The organism is Acinetobacter sp. WCHAc060025, from assembly GCF_004209355.1.
GTDB classification, from domain to species: domain Bacteria; phylum Pseudomonadota; class Gammaproteobacteria; order Pseudomonadales; family Moraxellaceae; genus Acinetobacter; species Acinetobacter wuhouensis.
In genome coordinates, this window is record NZ_SGSX01000010.1 from 70,214 (window position 1) to 91,760 (window position 21,547).

Annotated in this window: 19 protein-coding genes; 13 read left to right on the plus strand and 6 right to left on the minus strand. The window is 38.8% G+C overall.

The annotated features are described in order from the left end of the window. Positions 1 to 70 precede the first annotated feature (70 nt). The 6 genes from EXE09_RS10015 (at position 71) to EXE09_RS10040 (ending at position 6,927) form a co-directional block, all read left to right on the plus strand. A complete protein-coding gene (locus EXE09_RS10015) occupies positions 71 to 433 on the plus strand; it encodes a phenol hydroxylase subunit P4 (protein WP_130117170.1) in 363 nt (120 codons plus the stop codon). Positions 434 to 445: 12 nt separating this feature from the next. Then, positions 446 to 1,507, plus strand: a complete 1,062-nt coding sequence (locus EXE09_RS10020) for an NADH:ubiquinone reductase (Na(+)-transporting) subunit F (protein WP_130117171.1) — start codon at positions 446 to 448, stop codon at positions 1,505 to 1,507. 194 nt (positions 1,508 to 1,701) lie between these two features. Then, the gene (locus EXE09_RS10025) at positions 1,702 to 2,580 is read left to right on the plus strand and encodes a SphA family protein (protein WP_130117172.1); all 879 of its coding nucleotides are present in this window, start codon (positions 1,702 to 1,704) and stop codon (positions 2,578 to 2,580) included. Between the two features lie 262 nt (positions 2,581 to 2,842). Then, positions 2,843 to 5,524 (plus strand): DNA mismatch repair protein MutS, encoded by a 2,682-nt coding sequence (gene mutS / locus EXE09_RS10030; protein ID WP_130117173.1) that lies wholly within the window; start codon positions 2,843 to 2,845, stop codon positions 5,522 to 5,524. Between the two features lie 218 nt (positions 5,525 to 5,742). Then, entirely contained in the window at positions 5,743 to 6,066 is a 324-nt protein-coding gene (fdxA, locus tag EXE09_RS10035) for a ferredoxin FdxA (RefSeq protein WP_130117174.1), read from the plus strand. A gap of 141 nt (positions 6,067 to 6,207) precedes the next feature. Next, on the plus strand, positions 6,208 to 6,927 hold the full coding sequence (locus EXE09_RS10040) for a D-Ala-D-Ala carboxypeptidase family metallohydrolase (protein WP_087553793.1): 720 nt from the start codon (positions 6,208 to 6,210) through the stop codon (positions 6,925 to 6,927). A gap of 147 nt (positions 6,928 to 7,074) precedes the next feature. On the opposite strand, the gene EXE09_RS10045 is transcribed toward EXE09_RS10040, so the two are convergent. Both EXE09_RS10045 and EXE09_RS10050 read right to left on the minus strand, forming a co-directional pair. Beyond that, positions 7,075 to 8,607: a pyridoxal phosphate-dependent decarboxylase family protein gene (locus EXE09_RS10045; protein ID WP_130117175.1), complete on the minus strand. Its 1,533-nt coding sequence runs from the start codon at positions 8,605 to 8,607 to the stop codon at positions 7,075 to 7,077. Positions 8,608 to 8,610: 3 nt separating this feature from the next. Then, complete coding sequence (locus EXE09_RS10050; protein WP_130117176.1) at positions 8,611 to 9,987, minus strand: diaminobutyrate--2-oxoglutarate transaminase; 1,377 nt, start codon at positions 9,985 to 9,987, stop codon at positions 8,611 to 8,613. Between the two features lie 509 nt (positions 9,988 to 10,496). On the opposite strand from EXE09_RS10050, the gene EXE09_RS10055 reads away from it, so the two are divergent. The 4 genes from EXE09_RS10055 (at position 10,497) to EXE09_RS10070 (ending at position 15,173) form a co-directional block, all read left to right on the plus strand. Then, positions 10,497 to 11,201: an SIMPL domain-containing protein gene (locus EXE09_RS10055; RefSeq protein ID WP_087553795.1), complete on the plus strand. Its 705-nt coding sequence runs from the start codon at positions 10,497 to 10,499 to the stop codon at positions 11,199 to 11,201. A gap of 128 nt (positions 11,202 to 11,329) precedes the next feature. After that, positions 11,330 to 11,926, plus strand: a complete 597-nt coding sequence (locus tag EXE09_RS10060) for a phosphatase PAP2 family protein (RefSeq protein ID WP_068975340.1) — start codon at positions 11,330 to 11,332, stop codon at positions 11,924 to 11,926. A gap of 80 nt (positions 11,927 to 12,006) precedes the next feature. After that, positions 12,007 to 14,247 (plus strand): TonB-dependent receptor family protein, encoded by a 2,241-nt coding sequence (locus EXE09_RS10065; protein WP_130117177.1) that lies wholly within the window; start codon positions 12,007 to 12,009, stop codon positions 14,245 to 14,247. Between the two features lie 158 nt (positions 14,248 to 14,405). Next, complete coding sequence (locus tag EXE09_RS10070; protein WP_130117178.1) at positions 14,406 to 15,173, plus strand: sulfite exporter TauE/SafE family protein; 768 nt, start codon at positions 14,406 to 14,408, stop codon at positions 15,171 to 15,173. A gap of 29 nt (positions 15,174 to 15,202) precedes the next feature. Here EXE09_RS10070 and EXE09_RS10075 read toward each other — a convergent pair whose 3' ends face one another. From EXE09_RS10075 to EXE09_RS10090, 4 genes are all read right to left on the minus strand, one after another. After that, positions 15,203 to 15,628 carry a hypothetical protein gene (locus tag EXE09_RS10075; RefSeq protein WP_130117179.1) on the minus strand — a complete coding sequence of 142 codons (426 nt, stop codon included), beginning with the start codon at positions 15,626 to 15,628 and terminating at the stop codon, positions 15,203 to 15,205. 42 nt (positions 15,629 to 15,670) lie between these two features. Then, on the minus strand, positions 15,671 to 16,306 hold the full coding sequence (locus tag EXE09_RS10080; protein WP_130117180.1) for an SMI1/KNR4 family protein: 636 nt from the start codon (positions 16,304 to 16,306) through the stop codon (positions 15,671 to 15,673). Positions 16,307 to 16,416: 110 nt separating this feature from the next. Further along, positions 16,417 to 17,511, minus strand: coding sequence for a fatty acid desaturase family protein (locus tag EXE09_RS10085; RefSeq protein ID WP_068975344.1), 1,095 nt, complete (start codon positions 17,509 to 17,511; stop codon positions 16,417 to 16,419). A 12-nt stretch (positions 17,512 to 17,523) separates the two neighbouring features. Next, a complete protein-coding gene (locus tag EXE09_RS10090; protein ID WP_130117181.1) occupies positions 17,524 to 18,591 on the minus strand; it encodes a ferredoxin reductase in 1,068 nt (355 codons plus the stop codon). Between the two features lie 141 nt (positions 18,592 to 18,732). Here EXE09_RS10090 and fabR point away from each other — a divergent pair, with 141 nt between their 5' ends. From fabR to EXE09_RS10105, 3 genes are all read left to right on the plus strand, one after another. Beyond that, positions 18,733 to 19,428: an HTH-type transcriptional repressor FabR gene (fabR, locus tag EXE09_RS10095; protein WP_068975346.1), complete on the plus strand. Its 696-nt coding sequence runs from the start codon at positions 18,733 to 18,735 to the stop codon at positions 19,426 to 19,428. A gap of 61 nt (positions 19,429 to 19,489) precedes the next feature. Continuing rightward, positions 19,490 to 20,335: a 4-hydroxy-tetrahydrodipicolinate reductase gene (dapB, locus tag EXE09_RS10100; RefSeq protein WP_130117182.1), complete on the plus strand. Its 846-nt coding sequence runs from the start codon at positions 19,490 to 19,492 to the stop codon at positions 20,333 to 20,335. A 139-nt stretch (positions 20,336 to 20,474) separates the two neighbouring features. Further along, positions 20,475 to 21,491, plus strand: coding sequence for an AI-2E family transporter (locus tag EXE09_RS10105; RefSeq protein WP_130113502.1), 1,017 nt, complete (start codon positions 20,475 to 20,477; stop codon positions 21,489 to 21,491). Positions 21,492 to 21,547 lie beyond the last annotated feature (56 nt).

Consider the following 21,547-nt stretch of genomic DNA (forward strand, 5'->3'; position numbering starts at 1 on the left):
ATTGCTGTGTCAGCCATTTTCAACGCCACGCACAGCATGCGCTTCGCTCAAGGAATTTAGGAGTATTCTCATGTCAGTACAAGCAATCCAGGACAATTATCAATTTGAAGCACTTGATCAACAAAAAAATTATGGCGACAACATGCTGTTATTTATTGGTTGGGATCATCACACCCTTTTTTGTTCAGCACATGCTTTTGTGGTGTCACCACAACAAACTTTGCAGGAATTGATTGATCAGCAAATCGCAGGTGGATTCAGCCAGCATCCTGAATTTGCAGAAATTGATTGGTCAACTGTGCAATTTACCTTAAACCGCGAAACACTGAATGCTGATTTCTCCAAAACATTAGCAGAACAAGGCTTCGATCATAAATCTCTTTTACGCTTTGTCACGCCAAATTTAACGGGCTACAAAGGCAGTCATGTTTAAGGGAGTACGCGGATGAGTTATCAAGTTACCATTGAACCAATCGGTACCACGATTGAAGTCGAAGAAGATCAGACCATCCTTGATGCTGCTTTGCGTCAAGGGGTCTGGCTCCCTTTCGCTTGCGGGCATGGCACATGTGGTACATGTAAAGTACAAGTGACCGATGGTTTTTATGATGTCGGTGAAGCCTCTCCTTTTGCGCTGATGGATATTGAGCGTGAGGAAAATAAGGTTCTGGCGTGTTGCTGTAAACCTGAATCTGACATGGTCATTGAAGCAGATGTCGATGAAGATGAGGATTTCTTAGGCTATCTGGTTGAAGATTACCAGGCAAAAGTGATTGAAATTAAAGACCTTTCACCAACAATTAAAGGTGTTCGCCTGCAGATTGATCGTGCGATGCAATTCCAGGCAGGTCAATATGTAAATATCCAATTACCAGATATTGAAGGTACACGTGCATTTTCAATCGCCAATTCACCAAATGAAGAAGGCATTGTCGAACTGCATATCCGTAAAGTTGAAGGCGGAGCAGCTACAACTTATATACATGAGAATCTGAAACAAGGCGATGAACTGGATATTTCAGGACCTTATGGACAATTCTTTGTTCGTAAGTCTGATGATCGTGGCGTGATTTTCATTGCAGGCGGTTCTGGCTTATCAAGCCCTCAATCGATGATTCTGGATTTACTTGAAGCGGGTGAAACACGGAATATCTATTTATTCCAAGGCGCACGTGATGTTTCAGAACTGTATAACCGTGAAATTTTCGAAAATTTGGTTAAAGAATATGCAAACTTTCACTACATCCCTGCATTGAATGCACCTAAGACCGAAGATGCCTGGACGGGTTTCACAGGTTTTGTGCATGAAGCGGTTGCCAGTCATTTTGAGAATAAATGCAGTGGGCATAAAGCCTATTTGTGTGGTCCTCCGCCGATGATTGATGCAGCCATTTCAACCCTGATGCAGAGCCGTTTATTTGAAAAAGACATTCATACTGAACGCTTCTTAAGTGCTGCTGATGGTGCTAATGGGCAATCACGTTCAGCATTGTTTAAACATATCTAATCGTATCTTAGATATTAAAAACTTAACTCAAAACTTGTGTGATCCGTATGCGTTACAGATCACACAAACCATTGAATACCTGCCATTTCAATCTCAGGATGCAGATTGCAACATCAGGCAAGGCGAATTCATGGCTATAAAGACATGATTCATTAACCAGAAACTGGACGACAACAGTAATAAAAGGATTTCACATGAAAAAAATCGTAAGTTTAACACTTCCTTTCATCATCGGTTTCCTGACCACATCCGCACACGCCACAGAAAATGGCGGTGACTCTTTTGCACTTGGTGCAGAAGGCATGATGGCAGGTGCATTACCACCACCTGGTGTTTATTTGCTGAACTACTATCAGAATTACCATGCAGGCAGTTTTGATAATGGACCACCGAATTTTCATGCAGATGTCAATGCGATCATTCCCCGTCTAGTCTGGATGACCAAGCAAAATTATCTGGGTGGACAACTCGGTTTCTATGCAGCTCAACCATTTGTAGATATCCGGCTTTCGGCAGCAGGTATGTCAGACAGTAATAGTGGCTTAGGTGATTTAATTATCGGCTCAATGCTGGGTTGGCATCATGGCAGTCATCACTGGATCGGTGCTGTCGAAGGTGTTTTAGACACTGGGAAATATGACTCAGCAACACCGACTCAACCTTTGGTTGCCAATATCGGTAAAAATTACAATACCGTGCGCCCGATCATTGCTTACACCTATGCACCTCAAAATGGTTTAGATATTTCGACCAAACTGTCCTATAGCTTCAACACTAAAAATGATGATACCCAGTATAAATCTGGAGAATACTTTGCAGGTGATTACAGCGTGGGCTATAAACTCAATGATCATGTCAAAGTTGCTGTGGAAGGCTATGCTTTTAAGCAAACCGAATCAGATGAAGTGAATGGAAATAAAATTGGTATGCGTGGACAGGTTTTAGCCGTTGGTCCTGCAATTCAATATCAAGATAAAAATTGGTCACTTGAAGCAAAATATCTGAAAGAAACCAATGTTGAAAATCGCCCTGAAGGTCATACCAGTTACTTAAAATTTGTTTGGGCATTCTGAGTCTAAAATAATTGAATGAATACAAATTTAAATAGCCCGATGGTACTTTCAAATTCTTAATCCCAACTCTTTTGATGCTATTCAATCGAATACTGTTAAAGTTAAAGCTTCTATGAGGCTTTAACTTTTTTAAAATTAGAATCGCGCAATTCTTCAACATGAAAATACTGCATCCACATGCTATATCCGTTAAAATCATTTTTTCTGCAATAAACTGCTCTTCTTATATGCAGAGTTTTGAATAGTTAAATTAAGGTTTTTTATGTCGATCAATGAATTAACGACGGATCTCTCCAACCATACTCCGATGATGCAGCAATATCTAAAAGTAAAAATGCAGCATCCACACTCGTTAATGTTCTATCGTATGGGTGATTTCTACGAACTTTTCTTTGACGATGCAAAAAAAGCAGCAAAACTTTTAGGCATTACCCTAACCCATCGCGGAAAAGCCAATGGCAATCCGATTCCAATGGCTGGTGTGCCTTTTCATGCTGCCGAAGGCTATTTAGCGCGCTTAGTCAAAAAAGGCGAAACTGTTGTTATTTGTGAGCAGATTGGTGAGGTTACAGGTAAAGGTCCTGTAGAACGTGGTGTAGTGCGAATCATCACACCAGGAACATTAACCGATGACGCTTTACTCACAGCGACACAAACGTCTAATCTCGTCGCGCTATGTTTCCAACAAAATCAAATCGGGATTGCGCTACTTGATTTAAGTGCGGGTATTTTTAAAGTACAACAACAAGAATTTAAGTCTGAACAGCTTGCGATTGAATTGGCACGTTTAATGCCAAGTGAAATTTTAGTCGATGAAGATATTGTTGATCCAAACATCATTGAACAGATCAAAAAGCAAATTGAATGCCCGATTACCAAACGCCCAAATGTTGATTTTAATTTAAATAATGCACAAAAAACCTTATGTGACCAATTCGCAGTTTCAACGCTTTCAGGCTTCGGTATTGATCATTTACCACTAGCCAAAGCTGCCGCTGCTGCACTGATTCATTATGCCAAAGAAACTCAAAAAACAGCGCTACCCCATATTCGTTCGATCAAATTAGAACAAAGCTCTGACTTTATCGCACTTGATCCTGTGACGCGTCGCAACTTGGAAATTATTGACCCACTGTTTGAGCATGGGACTTCACTATTTGGTTTAATTAATGATTGCCAAACTGCAATGGGCGGACGACTGCTTGCTCGTACGTTAATGCAACCGCTTCGTGATACGCAGATTTTAGATGCTCATCTTGATGCCATCGATACGCTTCTCAAAGGCTACCATGAGTCCCCTGTACGTTTGGTTCTCAAAGAAATTGGTGATATTGAACGTGTACTCAGCCGTGTTGCCTTAGGTAGTGCTCGCCCTCGCGATTTAGTTCAACTTCGTCAAGCTTGTGCGCAGATTCCTTTTTTAAGACATGCATTACAGCCTATTTTAAGCAGCACTCAATCACAATTGATCACGCAATTGAATGAAGAATTAGGCGACTTTAATGGGCTACATCAGCGTTTAATGTCTGCGATTGTAGAACATCCACCTGTTTTATTGCGTGATGGCAATGTCATTGCTGAAGGCTTTGATGACGAGTTGGATGAACTACGTAAAATCCGCGATCATGTAGGGCAATTCCTCATTGATTTAGAAATTAAAGAGCGTGAATCTACAGGAATCAATACTCTCAAAATTGGTTACAACCGTGTCAGTGGTTATTATATTGAATTGACACGTGCTCAGGCTGAACAAGCACCTGATCATTATATTCGTCGTCAAACCTTAAAGAATGCGGAACGCTATATCACGCCTGAGCTTAAATCATTTGAAGATAAAGTACTTTCAAGTGAGTCACGCGCGCTTGCACGTGAAAAGTTGCTCTTCGAAATGCTGTTAGATGAATTACGTGCCGATATTGCCAATTTACAAATGATGAGTGCATCGATTGCACATATTGATTTATTGGCAAATTTTGCCCATCAAGCTCGACTAAACAATTGGAATCGCCCTGAATATAGCCCTGAAATTGGTATTAAAATCAGTGCAGGACGTCACCCAGTTGTTGAATCATTGAGTAAAACACCTTATACCCCCAATGACACCTTACTTGATTTTAATCATCGTATGGCGATTATTACAGGTCCAAACATGGGGGGAAAATCGACCTTTATGCGTCAAACTGCGTTAATCAGTTTACTCGCCTACTGCGGTAGCTTCGTCCCTGCCAAAGCAGCCAAATTAGGACCTATTGATCGTATCTTTACCCGTATTGGTTCTGCCGATGATTTATCTACAGGTAAATCAACCTTTATGGTCGAAATGACTGAAACCTCGCAGATTTTACATCATGCGACTAATCAATCCTTGGTGCTCATGGATGAAGTTGGTCGTGGTACCAGTACCTATGATGGCTTATCTCTCGCATGGGCATGCGTACTTGATTTGACCAAACGTATTAAATGCTTATGTCTTTTTGCCACACACTATTTTGAATTGACTGAACTTTCAAAAGAAGTTGCGATTGATAATTATCATGTCACAGCAAAAGAGTTGAATGGCAATTTGATTTTACTGCATAAAGTTCAACAAGGTCCTGCAAGCCAAAGTCATGGTTTACAAGTGGCAAAACTTGCTGGTATTCCAACAGGTGTGATTAAAGAAGCGCAAAAGCGTTTAAAAATTTTAGAAAAACAACAGCAACAACAGCAACAACAGTTACAAACTGTGGTTCAAAATGATTTATTTGCTGAAGTAGAAAATGCAATTACTCCATCCACTGAACCTGAAATATTTGAACACGTTATTGAAGTTGAGAAAATTGTCGAAGTAGTAAAACCATCATCTGCATTAGAAGCGTTACAGCAACTTGATGTTGATGACCTAACTCCTCGTCAAGCTTTAGAACAACTCTATCAATTAAAACAAATGCTCAAAAACGGTTAGACTAAATTTTCATAGCATTATGAGAATAAGTGCAAAGCCTCATACTTTTATGGGGCTTTCTCTTAATTTGATCATTAAACAAACAGTTTATTCGCTTTTTATCAAAAATAGCAGTCCTATATATAACAAATATCAATAAAAGCAATTGTTAGTTGGGGGCTTTTTTGCCTAAAATACACCATTATTAATTAGAACCATATTTTTAGGTAGCTGACGCCATGACCTTTGTTGTCACTGAAAATTGTATCAAGTGTAAATATCAAGACTGCGTAGAAGTATGTCCAGTAGACTGTTTTTATGAAGGTCCTAACTTTCTTGTAATTAGCCCAGATGAATGTATCGACTGTGCTTTGTGTGAACCAGAATGTCCAGCAAATGCTATTTTCTCTGAAGATGAATTGCCTGAAGGACAAGAAGTATTTATTGAAATAAATGCTGAACTTGCGCAAAAATGGCCAAACATTACGCAAATCGGTGATCAGCCTGAAGACCGCGAAGAATGGAACGGTAAAGCAGACAAATTACAATACTTAGAGAAATAAGTTTTTGTACAGGAAAGATCAGCTTAGGCTGATCTTTTTGCATTAATATCTAAAAAATGTACATTTATTTGCAAAATATCCATATTACCTCGCACGAACTAGACTAAAATAGTGTGTTACCCCCTTTAGCTAATATTGAGAATGAAATATATTTTGAAAGGTTTACTTGCTGTCGGCATGACCTGCATGGTTTTGGCTGGATGTACATCTACCCCTCAAAAGAGTCCAACAATTAGCACCCCGCATGGTCAACGTATTTATATTCCAGAAGAAAAAATTACGATTGAGCGTCCAATACCACAAAAAACGATGCCTAACTCCTATCGCCAATGGTTAATGGATGGTGAGAATCAATCACGTGCGCGTGCATATGAACGCTTTCTTGAACAGAATAATGCAGGTAACATTATTCCAAGTTTTGAGTTGTTTAGAACCGCTCGTGATTGGGATCGATGTGGTAAATCAGAATATATGATTCCAAGCCAAGAAGTTTGGCGTAATCAACTTCCAACATTAAAAGTATTTAAATATTTAATTGCATCTAAAGTTCTTACAGATTTTACAGTGACTTCGGTTTATCGTGATCTACCATTAAATCAATGCGCGGGTGGTGCTGGTTCATCACGTCATTTGTTTAATTCAGCGATTGATTTCCGTATTGGACCTGCCAATCCTCAACCTGAAGATTATGCTTATATTGAATATACCAAGTTCAAACTTTGTCAGTTCTGGTCACAATATGGACAAAGCCTCAATATGGGACTTGGACTTTACTCATCTGGTCAGATTCATATCGATACACAAGGTTACCGTACGTGGGGACCTGACTTAACCCGTAATAGTTCGATGTGTCATTTCTAATCGGTATTTACAATTTTAAGTTTGGGATGAACCACTAAATTCCAAACTTAGTTTTATATTTTAATCATAAAAATGCCCGATCACTTGATCGGGCATTTTTATCTAAACCTAATGGTCTAAATCTTGCTTAATGAAATTAAACTCTCATTAATCAATTGCAGGCGTATAAGTACCATCCGCAATTGCATCTTTAATACGATCAGCTTCAGCAAGCACGAGTGCAAGCAAATTCTGTACGTTTTCCAAAGTTGCAACAGGGCTTAAAGTGGTCATTTTCAATGATTGAACATTGCCCACTTTAGTCACACCAATATTCGCTTCACCACGGGCAAACAATTCATCTGCCACGTTTTGGTTCAACGTATCCAATAATTCAACAGGATAATCTTGCGGAATCACACGGAACAATACAGATGCAAACTGTGGATCAACCAACATTTCAAGACCATCGGTTGCATTGATATAGTCTGCAACTTCACGTGTCAGTTTCACACCATGATCAATCATAGAACCGTAAAGTTCTTCACCTAAGTTTTCAATCGTCATCCACAATTTCAACGCATCAAAACGACGAGTTGTTTGTAGTGATTTAGACACCAGGTTTGGTACACCATGCTCTTCATCATAAGCTGAGTTCAAATACTCTGCTTCATAATGCATGAAACGATAGTTCGCTTCATCTTTCAGCAAGAACGCACCACAAGAAATGCTTTGGAAATAATGCTTATGAAAATCCAACGTGATCGAATCTGACAATTCAATACCATCCAACATAGAACGGTAATCATTTGATAGAATCAGTGCCCCACCCCATGCCGCGTCGATATGCATCCAAGCGCCATATTTGGTGGTGATTTCACGGATTTTTTTCAATGGATCAATTGCACCAGCATCGGTTGTACCCGCAGTTGCAACTACACATGCCACGATTTTACCTTCAGCTTGAAGGTGTGCCACGGTTTTTTCCAGTGCATCAACGTCCATCTGTGCATTTTCATTCACAGGAACAGTCACGACAGATTGGAAGCCCATGCCCATCATTGCCATGTTCTTTTGCACAGAGAAATGCGCATTTTCAGAACAAATCACTTTGACATTGCGCATTGCTTCGTTTGGCACGCCATCACGCTGTACAGACCACGGATTGCCGTTTTCGTCTTTCCAGTTCTTGGCAATACACCAGTCACGTGCAAGCAATACACCCATCAAGTTCGACTGTGTACCACCTGAAGTGAACACGCCAGCTTGACCTGCACCATAACCGACTTTTTGACGAAGCCAATCAATCAACTGCACTTCCATCAAAGAACCCGCAGGGCTTTGATCCCATGAATCCATTGATTGGTTGGTGGCATTGATCAACACTTCAGCGATTTGACTTGTCACCATCGTTGGGCAATGCAAATGTGCTAAAGAATGTGGATGATGTACTTTTAAGCTTTTATTGAGGAATAGTTCCACCATACGCTCAAGCGACTGATGTAAACCTAAACCTTCTTTTGATGGGTTAAAAGAAATCGCTTGGCGAAGTTCTTTAATGCTACCACCAGTATACATTTTATCGTTTTGCAACCATGCTGCGACTGCTTTAGTCGCCTCACCCATTGCTGACTCATAGTCAGCAATAGATTGAGCATCATTGCAGAGTAACGCTTTACGATGTTCTGCAAAATCTACCATGAATTACGCGCCTCGAACTGCAACAAGAGCTTCTGCAACTGCTTTCTTAAAGCGTGCAAGAGCTTCAACACATTCTTCTTGAGTGATGATCAATGGGCAAAGTAAACGAATCACAGTACCGCTACGACCACCTTTTTCAAGCAATAATTTATTGTTGAAACAAGCTGTTTGGATTGCAGCAGCCAATTGTGAATCCGCAGGAAGTGAACCCATGTGGTCCGCTTGTTTGCGTTCATCTACAATTTCAACACCGATCATCAAACCACGGCCACGAACATTACCAATACATGGGAATTCAACCGCTAATTTTTTCAATTCAGCTTGTAAGAAATCACCACGTTCTTGTGCATTTTGCGCAAGGTTTTGTTCTTTAATGGTTTTGATCGTTGCAAGACCTGTACCCATCGCAAGTTGGTTACCACGGAAAGTCCCCGTGTGACCCGCAGGTTGCCAAGCATCGAACTTACGTTTAATACCCAACACTGCAAGCGGTAAGCTACCACCCACTGCTTTAGACATTACTACAACATCAGGCTCGATTCCTGCGTGTTCAAAGGCAAACATTTTACCTGAACGGGCAAAACCTGCTTGAACTTCATCAAGAATAAGAACGATGTTATGACGTTCAGTCACTTCACGGATTTTTTGCAACCATTTTACAGGTGCTGTTACCACACCGCCTTCACCTTGAATCGCTTCAAGAATCACAGCAGCAGGTTTTGTTACACCGCTTTCAACATCTTCAATGAAATTTTCAAAGAAATAAGTCAAAGCATCAACACCTGCTTCACCGCCAACACCCAATGGGCAACGGTATTCATGCGGATATGGCATAAATTGTACGCCTGGCATTAAGCCATTTACCGCATTTTTAGCAGATAAGTTACCTGTCATCGCCAATGCACCATGGGTCATACCATGATAGCCACCAGAGAAACTGATCACTGTGCTACGACCTGTATAGGTCTTTGCCAATTTAATTGCTGCTTCTGTACCATCTGCACCAGATGGACCACAGAACTGTAAGCAATACTCTTCTTGACCACCCGGAAGCTGTTCAAGGAGTGCTTCAGTAAAAGCATCTTTTAAAGGCGTTGTTAAATCTAAAGTATGTAAAGGAAGTCCACTCGCCAGAGTGTCTTGAATACTTTTAATCACCGCAGGATGGTTATGGCCTAATGCCAATGTTCCTGCCCCAGCTAAACAATCGAGGTACTTTGTACCTTCAACATCGGTAACCCAACAACCATGTGCTTCCGCTATCGCTAACGGTAATTTACGTGGATAACTACGAACATTCGATTCCATCTGACTTTGGCGAGTCAAGTAGTATTCATTTGTGGAAGTAGTGGCAGCAGGATTTACAGAAGTAACGCTCATATCGAATTACCATCTCTGATATGGGTTGAAAGAAATAAGTCGGGTGACTTGCGGTCCTTTGACTCGGTGCTTTATAGAGTTTCTAGTTAGGGTGTTTTTTAATATGCCTAACTAGGAGCGCGATAATACAGTTTTTTACAAGAAAATAAATATCTTTTATGTACTTATCGTCTGTTAATTTATCGAAAAAAACGCTCATTGTCATCTATAGTAGAATTATCATCATACTATGTGACAATGCAAAGAAAACCCGACAATTAAATCTATTATTTTCAAATTTATACTTTTCATTTACAAAGACATGTCCTATTTTATATAAACAGCTGATTATCATTGTTTTAATATAATCCTCACTGTTGCAAAGCTTGTCTAAAACTTTACAATTGCACCACAAATTCTGCCTTAGTTTTTCTCAAACTTTGCTTAGTATTTTAAATTGATTCTTTTTAAACAATATATTCTTCCCTCATATCTTGAATAACTTTCCACCATAATTTAAAGGAAGTGCTATGCGCTATTTAGCTTTATCTACTCTACTTTTAGGAACGACTTTAAGCACTATGACCATTGCCGCAGGAAATGAAGCTTTAAATTATAATTTAGTCACCGTACAAGCCGATGCAACTCGTCAAGTGTCTAATGATGAAATGCATGCGGTGCTTTATATTGAACGTTCAAATAAGCAACCTGCAGAACTGTCTGCTCAAATTACTCAATTGATGAATCAAGCCGTTGCAACTGCGAAAAAATATCCGCAAGTCAAAGTTGAAACAGGTTCACAAACCACCTATCCAGTTTATGACAATGACAATCAGAAATTAAAAGAATGGCGCGGTCGTGCTGAAGTGCAAATTGAAAGCAAAGACTTTAAAGCTGCGAGCCAATTGATCAATGAATTACAAAGTAACTTTCAGACACAATCGATTAATTTCACCGTATCTGATGAACAGCGTAAAAAAGTTGAAAATGATCTGATCGTTGAAGCATCAAAGAACTTTCAGCAACGTGCGCAAATTTTGACCCAAGCATGGAATAAATCTGCATATACATTGGTCAATTTAAATATCAATACCAGCAATGCTTTCCCGCAACCGATATATGCTGCACGTGCGAGTATGGCAAAATTTGAAGCAGCTGATGCTGGTGGACAAAATATGGCGGCTGGTGAATCTAAAATCACTGTAAATGCCAATGGTTCTATTCAATTCAAATAGAAATTAAATAGTTACACATTACAAGACCACCACAACTCTGTGGTCTTGTATGCTTTTCTTTTATGACAAAATGATTACATTAGAGCATTGTTGTATTTCATCTGAACATCTAAGTTGCCTAATATCCTATGTCTATCGAAAGTTTAAATCTGTCTTTATTCCAACTATTAAATGCACCTGATCAAGCCTCACCATTAATGGTACATTATGCTATTTTCATCGCCAATGATCTGATTTATCTGCTGATCCTTATTTTTGCAATCATGTGGTTACGTGGTAATAATCAAATCAAAAAGCAAATTTTGAAAGCGTTTATTTTTACCTGTCTTACACTCACGATTAGCCAACTCATTTCACATTTTTTTTATTCCCCTCGCCCTTTTGTGATGGAAGTCGGTCAAACTTTAATTCAACATAAGCCGACTGGGTCTTTCCCAAGTAATCACATGACTATTTTTAGTAGTATTGCGTTTGCATATTACTTTTCTGCATACAGACAAGTTGGTAAATTACTCATTGCTGTTGCTTGGTTAGTTGCATGGTCGAGAGTTTATGTTGGCGTACATTTTCCAATCGATATGTTTGGAGCCTTTTTCCTTGCATTATTCGTCAATATTTCAGGTTTAACACTGTGGAATAAATATAAAGAAGTAATTCTGAATTTCGTACTATGGATACACCAGAAAATTTTTAAATCACTAATTCAAAAAGGTTATGTCAAATAGCTTTCAAATGATAATTATTATTATTTATTTTTACATTGTGAAAGTTTAAGATAGCGAAAATTTCTCATATTGATCTCCTTATGAAACTTTTAAATGCTCGAAATCTTGCTTTCACAGACTTCAAACATTCTTCTCTCAGCGTTGCTGTTGCACTTTCATTAAGTTGTATAGCCAATGTTGCGTATGCTGATGAAAATCAAACACCAGAAGTTCAAACTCTACAAACTATTGTAGTTAAAGCACAAGGCAATTGGCTAGAACAAGCCAATGCTGAAACTGTACATGAACATGCAGGCGCACGTAGCATTATTGATCGCAAAAAAATGGATCAATCTGCTGTGACTTCTATACGCGATGCTTTAAAACAAGTTCCTGGGGTACAAGTTCAAGACAGTAATGGTACAGGTGGTAGCGATGTCTCGCTCAACTTAGGTGTCCGAGGTTTAACTTCACGTTTATCACCACGCTCAACCGTGTTGATGGATGGCGTACCGCTATCATTTGCACCGTATGGTCAACCTCAATTGTCGATGGCACCTGTGTCTATGGGCAATATCGAATCTGTTGATGTGGTTCGTGGTGCGGGTTCTGTACGTTTTGGGCCTCAAAACGTCGGAGGAATCATCAACTTCAGCACTCGTGCAATTCCTGAAAAACTTTCAGGTTCAGTTGGTTTAACCACTGAATTTGCAACAGGGACTGATCAAATTAAATACAACCCAAATTTATTCATTGGCGGCACGATGGATAATGGTTTAGGGCTTGCTTTACTGTATTCAGGCACTAAAGGCGATGGTTACCGTGAAGCCAATAATGAAATTGATATTGACGATGTGATGTTGAAATCATCTTATCAATTTACTGATCAAGACTCGATCGCTGTGAATTTACATCACTACGAAGGTCGTGGTGAAATGCCAGAAGGTTTGACAACAGCGCAATATGCTGAAAATCCTTATCAATCGAATCAAACACGTAACTATTTCGCTGGTCGTCGTTCTGACGTATCTGTTAAATATAGCCACAAAGATGATGTCAACAACTTTGAAGTTCTCGGCTATTACGTGGACTCTTTCCGTACCAGTGATCTTGAATCCGTAGTCGATGCAAGTAAAGGAACGAGCCGTATCAGCAACTCACCTCGTGATTATAAGTATTTTGGTATCGAACCACGTTATTCACGTGCTTATACATTCGGAAATATGAATAACGAAGTCACTATCGGTTATCGTTATTTACAAGAGGAAAGCTCTGAGTTTTCAGGACGTACAGCCGTATATAACTCAGCAACTGGTACCCCCGGTGAGCGTATTGCCAACACCACCAGTGACGGTGGTACGAAAGCACATGCCGCATATATAGATAACCGTTTTGGTATTGGTGCTTGGACAATTACACCTGGTGTGCGCTTTGAATCAATTAAAACACATAACGATTTCACTGCTTATGATGCAACAGGTAAAGCCAACAACACGGTTCATCCAAAAATTAAATCTGATGAATTTTTACCGAGTTTAGCTGTACAGTACAATTTCACTGATCAATGGAATGTCTTTGCCAATGCAGCCGTTTCTTTTGGTCCACAACAATATAACCAACTTGTGACAACACGCTCTATCGTAGATCCAACGGCAAATAAAGCGGTAAATACAGCAGTAGCTACATTAGATGGTTTACATCCTGAAAAATCCAACAACTATGAAATCGGGACTAAATATCTTGGCAATGGTTTAAATGCTGAATTTACGGTGTTTTATTTAGACTTTGACAAAGAGCTATTACTTGAACGCCCTGATAATATTGGCACAGGGATTTGGACAAACCTTGGGGCAACCAGTCATAAAGGCGTTGAACTCGGTTTAAGTTATGATTTTGAAAACTTAGCAGATGCATTAAAAGGCTTAAAAGTTTATAGCAACTACACTTTCACTAAAGCAGTTTCTGAAGCAGGAAAATTTGATGGTGAAGATCTTCCCTATTATTCACGTCATGTGGGCAATGTAGGCGTTGGATATAGCATAGATAAATGGTCAGTCAATGCGGATATGTTTGCGCAATCCAAACAACATGCACCAGGTTCAACCAATGTTTACCAAACGCTGGAAACTGCAGATGGTCGTATTGGTGATATTGCTGGTTATTCAACTTTTGCTGTGCGCACAGCTTATGACTTTGGTAAAGATTTCTATGGTCTAAAACTGGCTGGCGGTGTGAAAAATGTGTTTGATAAAGAATATTACACACGCTCATCAGACTCTACAGGTGGTAAATATGTCGGTCAGCCACGGACTTTCTATCTACAAACTTCTGTAGATTTTTAAGTTTAATCTAAGTTCCTAAGACTTTAAATCAGTTGAATTTTAAAGCACTGAACAATAAAAGCTCTAATCTCACAGCTTGAGATTAGAGCTTTTTAATTACTTTTTCTTCAATATATTCTATGATCATTCTCTTAGATATAACTTAGACAACTTCTGTAATGGACTATACCACCCTACTTTTCAGCCTTGGCTTTTTCGCTTTCTGTGGAGGCTTAATTGATGCTGCTGTCGGCGGTGGTGGTTTGGTGCAATTACCCGCTTTAATGCATGCTTTTCCAAAACATAGCTTAGCAACTGTTTTCGGCACCAATAAAATGATCGCAATGGCAGGAACACTTTCTTCCGCATTTGCTTACTTTAAGAAAGTAACAATCAATTGGAAATTAGTTCTGCCAACAATGCTTGCTGCATTCGTCTTTTCTTTCTTTGGTGCAATGTCTGTTTCATTAATTCCCAAAGAATTAATGCGTTATATCGTGTTCTTTTTATTGATCACGATTGCCATTTATACCTTTGCCAAAAAAGACTTAGGACAAATTCACACAGTTTTACAAGCAGGGAAAAAAGAAATTGCGCTTGGGATTTTATTTGGGGCATTGATTGGTTTCTATGATGGAATCTTCGGACCTGGCACAGGTAGTTTTCTGCTGTTTTTATTTGTCAAAGTCTTTGCTTTTGACTTTTTAAATGCCTCTGCTTCCGCAAAATTGGTCAATGTTGCGACCAATGCAGCCGCCATGTTTTTCTTTATTCCGACAGGTCATGTCATCTGGTTAGCTGCTGTGATTCTTGCTGTGTGTAATATTCTTGGGGCAATCACAGGCACAGCTTTAGCCATGAAATATGGCAGTGGTTTTATTCGTATTTTCTTTTTAATTTTACTGGTGTTTTTGATTGGGCGAATGGGCTATGACTTGTTCTTTTAAGGATATTTTGATCATTCCCAAAAGCTCAGTTAAAGTGGTTCACGATGTAAAATAATTGCACTAAACCCATAGTCCAATTCCTCAGTCGTGACATCAATCAAATAACCTTGTAATGGATTCTTCTCAAAACCTGCGCTCCATACATGATAAGGATCTTGATCAAAAACATATTGCAATTCGATATAAGAAATATTATTGAAGGTGTTGTAGCGAATCGCATTTAAGCTACCCTCACCCAAATTCAGCACTGAAAGTTTTTGGACGTAGACTGCACCAAAAATGATTAATTCAGGTAATACTGGTTCAGCATGTTTTAAAAATTGTAAATGCTGTTCTGGAAAATGTTCAGTATCTACACTTGGAATTAAAACATCTGTCCATTCATTTTCAATACTGGCGAACCAATGCTGAAACTCAGAGACATATTCGAAATCATACACTTCAGGAAATTTCATCTTATACGCCTCCATGAATCTAAAATATTCTACAGTTTATGTTCACTTAAACGATGGTCTTGCCCAACGCTGACTATTATGCCAATTCACCAAATCAATAGACCCATCGCATTCCAAAAACTCATTTTCGTCTTCCAGCGCATCTTCATTTAACTCATACAAGCCTGCCAGTAAGTCACTTGCAAAATCATTGACCAATGCTTCAATTGAATCTGCAACCAAAATAGCAACATCAAAATCAACATCGACAAAAATAATTTGCCCTGTTTTCCCTTGGCTTGTTGGTGCAAAATCCAAATATAAACCTGTTCTACCACCATCATGTGCAAAAATAATCCAGTCAGGGTTATGGGCATTATCTGGATTAATCTGCGGATCCGTATGTTCAAGGCTTAATCCTGCATTGGCAAGATCTGTAAGGTTTGCTCTATATTGCAAAATACGGTCTAGAGAAAATAACTCCATACCGTAGAACAAATTACCTAAATTTTCCTCCTCATTCATCCCATTATGCCAAGAGTACAAATCTTTAAATGCTTCAGGTAAACGCTTAGAAAGCTTTTGTTCAAATTGTTCTATTTCTGAACTACTTGCTGAAGGATTGAGTGATTGATCTGCAATCTTTGAGGCGTGTTGTGCTAACCATTTTTGAATATTTTCTAATTGTTGTTGAATCATTTTATTCTCATTATGATCAATATCGAGGAGCTCATAGATTAGCGATAAAAGGCACCTGTATGCAATACAAAAAGCCACTCGAAAGTGGCTTTGAATATTTCAATAATTAATCACTTTTTAAATGGAAAAGCATATTTCACAATACGTCCAAGTACCTGACCATACTGTTTAAACAGGCTTGCATTGTTATAATTCAAACCATATTTTTCACAGACTGCTTGCACTTTTGGCGCCATTTTACGGTAACGACGCGCAGGGATTTCAGGATATAAATGATGCTCGATTTGATGGCTTAAATGCCCTGTCAAAATATGGAAAGCTTCTGAACCTGTTAAGTTCGAAGAACCCCGAATTTGACGCATATACCAATGACCACGGCTTTCATTTTGTAAAACAGTTTTCGGAAAAACCTCAACATCTTTGGTGAAATGTCCACAAAAAATGATACTAAATGTCCAAATATTACGGATACCATTTGCCACCAAATTCCCTGTGAAAACAGGTAATGCCGCAGGGCCTGCGATCAATGGGAAAAACAAATAATCTTTAAAGAATTGCTTACCAATTTTCTTCTGTGTTGGTTTCCATTCTTCTTTAAACTGCGCCCAAGTTTTACGTTTATAGATTAATTTACCAATTTCAAGGTTTTGAATCGCTACACCCCATTGGAACAATAAGCAGAATGGCACGGCGTATAAAGGTTGCAATAAATAGCCAGCTTTCCAACGCTGTTCAGGGAACAAACGCAATAAACCATAGCCAATATCATCATCCATACCTTTAATATTGGTATAAGTATGGTGTTTATAATTATGAGTTTGACGCCAGTTGTCTGAAGTCCCGACAATATCCCACTCATAAGTTGTGCCTTTAAAGCGCGGATCATTCATCCAGTCATATTGACCATGCATGACATTATGACCAAGTTCCATATTTTCCATGATTTTGGCAAAACCGAGTAAGCCTGTACCCAATAACCATGCTGGCGGGAACCAGCCTGCAAATAAACATGCACGCCCTAGAATGCTACTATAGCGAATTGCCGCATAGACTTTTTTAATATATTCAGCGTCTTTTTCCCCAATATCATCCAACACTTCTTGCTTAATCGCATCAAGCTCACGTGCTAAAGCATCAAGTTCAGACTGGGTTAATTCACGGTTTTTAGCATTTTTAAAATATTCAATTTTTACTGGCATATTCATGGTAAAACTCGCTTAAATATCAATAACTAGATCAGTTTGTGCTGTATTCACGCAGATACGAAGTAGGTTGTTTGGTTCAGCATTTTCCTGACCATTGACCAAATTCTTCGTAGCACCTTGGGCTTTATTGCAGGCACATTTATTGCAAATACCCATTCGACAGCCATGTTGTGGTTTGATGTTTTGCTGTTCTAAGCTCGCAAGAATGGATTGCCCTTTCGGTATAGCAAGCACTTTATTTGACTTGGTCAATGTCACATTTACAAAGCCCGTTTCATCCGAAATGATCGGCGTTAAGCTAAATGCTTCGCTTTTTAACACTTGTGCATTTTCAAATAGTTTTTCTGCTGTTACGACAAAGCCTGATGGCCCACAGACATAGACTGTGCTTTGGGTTAAGTTTTGTACTAAATGTAAATATTCATCATTCAAACGTGCATCAGCTTGAGTTTCTTGGGTATAGAACACATCGAATTTAAAGTTTGAATATTGCGTTGCGAGTTGATCAAACTGCTGTTTAAAAGCAACATCTGCATGTTGTTTCACCCAATACATGAGATGCACAGGCTGTTGATCAAGTTGTTTCGTTTGTACTAAAGCTTTGATCAAACTATACATTGGCGTGATTCCACTCCCCGCCGCCAGAAGGATCAAAGGCATTTTATTTTCAGGGATAAGCATATCGCCATAAGGTTGATCAAATTCAATGATGTCACCAATTTGGGCATCATTAACCAACCAATTGCTTACTACGCCATTCTCAACTTTTTTAACCGTTAATAGCACATGTTGTGTATCTAACTGAGTCAAACTATAGGTACGCTCATAACGACGACCATGAATTTCGACTGTAATAGGATGATGCTGACCTGCCTGCCCCATTTTAAAATGGCGATTGGTTTCAATGGTTAAACTTGTTGTATCTGTAGCAGACTGTTCTTTTTGAACAATTTTGCCTAAAGCTTGTTGTACAGACCATAAAGGGTTAATTTTTTGTAGCCAAAAGTTTGCAGTATTGTGACCCAATACCATGTCAAACATTGAATTTATAGGAGATTTTTGCTTTTCAACAGCGTGCATAAGTGCTCACCATTCAACTGAATTTTAATTATTATACACATGTATATATATTTGTATATACACTCGTATTGTATCTAGACGTTTCATTTAAGTAATGACAACGGCTATAATGAAAAAAACACTTTAAATATTTGATGCTTTATGAATCCAACGTCTACGCCAACTCAGAATTCTTCTTCCTTGCAAGATCAAATTCAAGAACTTGAAAAAGTTTCTGTGCGTACTGTCGGTCGTAAAGCAACGATTACCAAAGAAGAATTATTTCAAGCCGCATTGAATTTAATCGGCCCTCAAAAAAGTATTGCATCACTCAGTCTGCGTGAAGTTGCACGCGAAGCAGGCATTGCACCGAATAGTTTTTATCGACATTTTAAAGATATTGATGAACTTGCGATTGAACTGATTGATCGTTCTGGTGTGGTTCTGCGTCATATTTTGCACGAAGCACGGATTAAAGCAGCCAGACAAAGTAGCATTATCCGCAGTTCAGTTGAAGTTTTTATTGAACAATTGGATGCTGATGAAGGTAATCTCAGTCTGTTACTCCGTGAAGGTTATACAGGCTCAACCCAATATAAGTTGGCGGTTGATAAGCAATTAAACTATTTCCAACAAGAATTACAAGATGATCTGATTCGCATTGAACGCATCAATCATAGTAAATTGGCTCATCCAGACTTGGTTGCCAAAGCCATTACTCAGCTTGTATTTAACATGGGGGCTAAAGTCATTGATTTACCGACCAATGAACGGAAGGAAGTCGCTGAACAAACCATGATCATGATTCGTATGATTTTGGAAGGTTCTCGTCACTTGGATGAAGCACAAGTTAAATAATCAAATGAAATAACTAAGTTTAATAACTGAGCCCTACTACATTCTAAACATTTGGATCATGATGAATAACAATAAACAAAACATCCGAATCGGTATTTTAGGTGTCAATGGGCGCATGGGCAGAATACTCGTTCAAGCCTGCATCCATGCGGGACGCAATATTACTGTTGCCACAGGACGTATCGGCAGTGCTTGTATTGGAAAAAGTCTTGCAGATTTTTTAAACCTAGAAAGCCCCTATCACCACCTATTAAATGTCATGATCAGCGATGATCTAAGTACAGTGATTCAAAATTGTGATGTTGTGATTGATTTTACCACCGCAGAAGCGCTCGCCACGCACCTTGATATTTGTCATCAAGCTAAGAAGCCAATCATTATTGGAATTACGGGTTTATCTGAACAACTTACTGAAAAAATTAAAATAGCCGCCCAAGAAATAGCCATTGTACATTCAGGCAATTATTCCATTGGGGTGAATCTGAGTGTCGATTTAGTTCGTGTAGCAGCTCAACTACTGAGCCAAAATGAATATGCTCAAGCTTTTGAAGCAGAAATTATTGAAGCCCATCATCGTCATAAAATTGATGCACCCTCAGGTACAGCTTTGATGTACGCAGATGCGATTGCACAAGCAAGACAGCAACAACTCGCTGATATTGCTATTTATCAACGTCACGGTGCTGTAGGCGAAAGACATCATCAAAGTATAGGCTTACAAGCCATTCGAGGTGGGGATATCGTTGGTGAACACAGTGTATTCTTCTTCGGTAATGATGAGCAAATTGAAATTAAACATGTCGCAAATAATCGCATGAACTTTGCTGTTGGCGCCGTCCGTGCAGCCACTTGGGTGAGTAATCAACCCTGCGGTCTATATGATATGAATGATGTTATAAAAAATTAGTGCAAACAAATTAACTTAAACTTAAGATAAATATTACAAACTTCATCGCTTAGACCCTAGATAGACTTTTCATCTACCTTCGCGCCTAAACACAAATGCATTGCCCAACAATGCTGCACGACTTTTAGGCTTAATTTATATGAAAATACTCACTGACCATCAAAGCATAATGACAAGTTATCTATTGATGGCGATTTTCTTAGCTTTATTGATTCCCTTACATCTTCTTGCCAGTTTTTTTGCAGGCTTTGTAATATTTGAAATTATTAATAGCTTAGGAAATATCACAGAGAAATATATTGATGGTCAGCGCGCAAGAATTACCATTAGCGTCATTCTCGGCATCATCATTGTGACGTTAATTACACTTGGAATTACCAGTTTAGTCAGTTTCATGCAACATGATGTACAAGGGTCTGGAGTGAGTGCCTTAAGCGATCAGATTGACCAAACACTGCAAAAACTACAACTCGAAATCGCTCAGTATATTCCAGGCTTTATTCCCTATACGCTTCCAGAGCTGAAAGATCAATCCATGGATTTACTCAAAGATAATCTGAGTACGCTAAAACACACAGGGACTGATTTCATTCATAATCTTGCGACAATGCTGATCGCTTCTATTGTTGGAATTTTGGTATCACTTAATCGTTTACATCCTCAACCTGAACAGCCTGTTTTTAAACGCGCCATGATCAAACGGATTGAAAATTTATCTACAGCGTTTAAAAATGTAGTCTTTGCACAATTTAAAATTTCATTAATTAATACTGCGCTATTCTTTGTTTTTTCACATATTTTATTACCAATCTTTGGTGTGCAATTACCCTTTGCCAACACGCTTGTCATACTGACTTTTATTTTTGGCTTAATTCCCATCGTTGGGAATTTAATTTCCAATACCATCATCGTAATCACAGGGCTTACAATTTCTGTGACAACTGCTGGTGTAGCTTTGATTTATTTAATTTTGATTCACAAACTTGAATATTTTATCAATGCAAAAATTATTGGTACAAAAATTCATGCAGCATCGTGGGAAGTCTTATTGGCGATGCTCGTATTTGAAGCAATTTTTGGCTTAGCTGGATTAATCGTTGCACCAATTTTTTACGCCTATATCAAATTGGAATTAAAAAAAGCTGAGATGATTTAACAATCTATAGATCAGTTAAAAATAAAAAACTCTCAAAACGAGAGTTTTTTTATTTT

What these genes read in the sequence shown, in the direction of transcription:
- EXE09_RS10015 (WP_130117170.1), top strand. Translation starts at nt 71, where the DNA reads ATGTCAGTACAAGCAATCCAGGACAATTATCAATTTGAAGCACTTGAT.
- EXE09_RS10020 (WP_130117171.1), top strand. Translation starts at nt 446, where the DNA reads ATGAGTTATCAAGTTACCATTGAACCAATCGGTACCACGATTGAAGTC.
- EXE09_RS10025 (WP_130117172.1), top strand. Translation starts at nt 1,702, where the DNA reads ATGAAAAAAATCGTAAGTTTAACACTTCCTTTCATCATCGGTTTCCTG.
- mutS (WP_130117173.1), top strand. Translation starts at nt 2,843, where the DNA reads ATGTCGATCAATGAATTAACGACGGATCTCTCCAACCATACTCCGATG.
- fdxA (WP_130117174.1), top strand. Translation starts at nt 5,743, where the DNA reads ATGACCTTTGTTGTCACTGAAAATTGTATCAAGTGTAAATATCAAGAC.
- EXE09_RS10040 (WP_087553793.1), top strand. Translation starts at nt 6,208, where the DNA reads ATGAAATATATTTTGAAAGGTTTACTTGCTGTCGGCATGACCTGCATG.
- EXE09_RS10045 (WP_130117175.1), bottom strand. Translation starts at nt 8,607, where the DNA reads ATGGTAGATTTTGCAGAACATCGTAAAGCGTTACTCTGCAATGATGCT.
- EXE09_RS10050 (WP_130117176.1), bottom strand. Translation starts at nt 9,987, where the DNA reads ATGAGCGTTACTTCTGTAAATCCTGCTGCCACTACTTCCACAAATGAA.
- EXE09_RS10055 (WP_087553795.1), top strand. Translation starts at nt 10,497, where the DNA reads ATGCGCTATTTAGCTTTATCTACTCTACTTTTAGGAACGACTTTAAGC.
- EXE09_RS10060 (WP_068975340.1), top strand. Translation starts at nt 11,330, where the DNA reads ATGTCTATCGAAAGTTTAAATCTGTCTTTATTCCAACTATTAAATGCA.
- EXE09_RS10065 (WP_130117177.1), top strand. Translation starts at nt 12,007, where the DNA reads ATGAAACTTTTAAATGCTCGAAATCTTGCTTTCACAGACTTCAAACAT.
- EXE09_RS10070 (WP_130117178.1), top strand. Translation starts at nt 14,406, where the DNA reads ATGGACTATACCACCCTACTTTTCAGCCTTGGCTTTTTCGCTTTCTGT.
- EXE09_RS10075 (WP_130117179.1), bottom strand. Translation starts at nt 15,628, where the DNA reads ATGAAATTTCCTGAAGTGTATGATTTCGAATATGTCTCTGAGTTTCAG.
- EXE09_RS10080 (WP_130117180.1), bottom strand. Translation starts at nt 16,306, where the DNA reads ATGATTCAACAACAATTAGAAAATATTCAAAAATGGTTAGCACAACAC.
- EXE09_RS10085 (WP_068975344.1), bottom strand. Translation starts at nt 17,511, where the DNA reads ATGAATATGCCAGTAAAAATTGAATATTTTAAAAATGCTAAAAACCGT.
- EXE09_RS10090 (WP_130117181.1), bottom strand. Translation starts at nt 18,591, where the DNA reads ATGCACGCTGTTGAAAAGCAAAAATCTCCTATAAATTCAATGTTTGAC.
- fabR (WP_068975346.1), top strand. Translation starts at nt 18,733, where the DNA reads ATGAATCCAACGTCTACGCCAACTCAGAATTCTTCTTCCTTGCAAGAT.
- dapB (WP_130117182.1), top strand. Translation starts at nt 19,490, where the DNA reads ATGAATAACAATAAACAAAACATCCGAATCGGTATTTTAGGTGTCAAT.
- EXE09_RS10105 (WP_130113502.1), top strand. Translation starts at nt 20,475, where the DNA reads ATGAAAATACTCACTGACCATCAAAGCATAATGACAAGTTATCTATTG.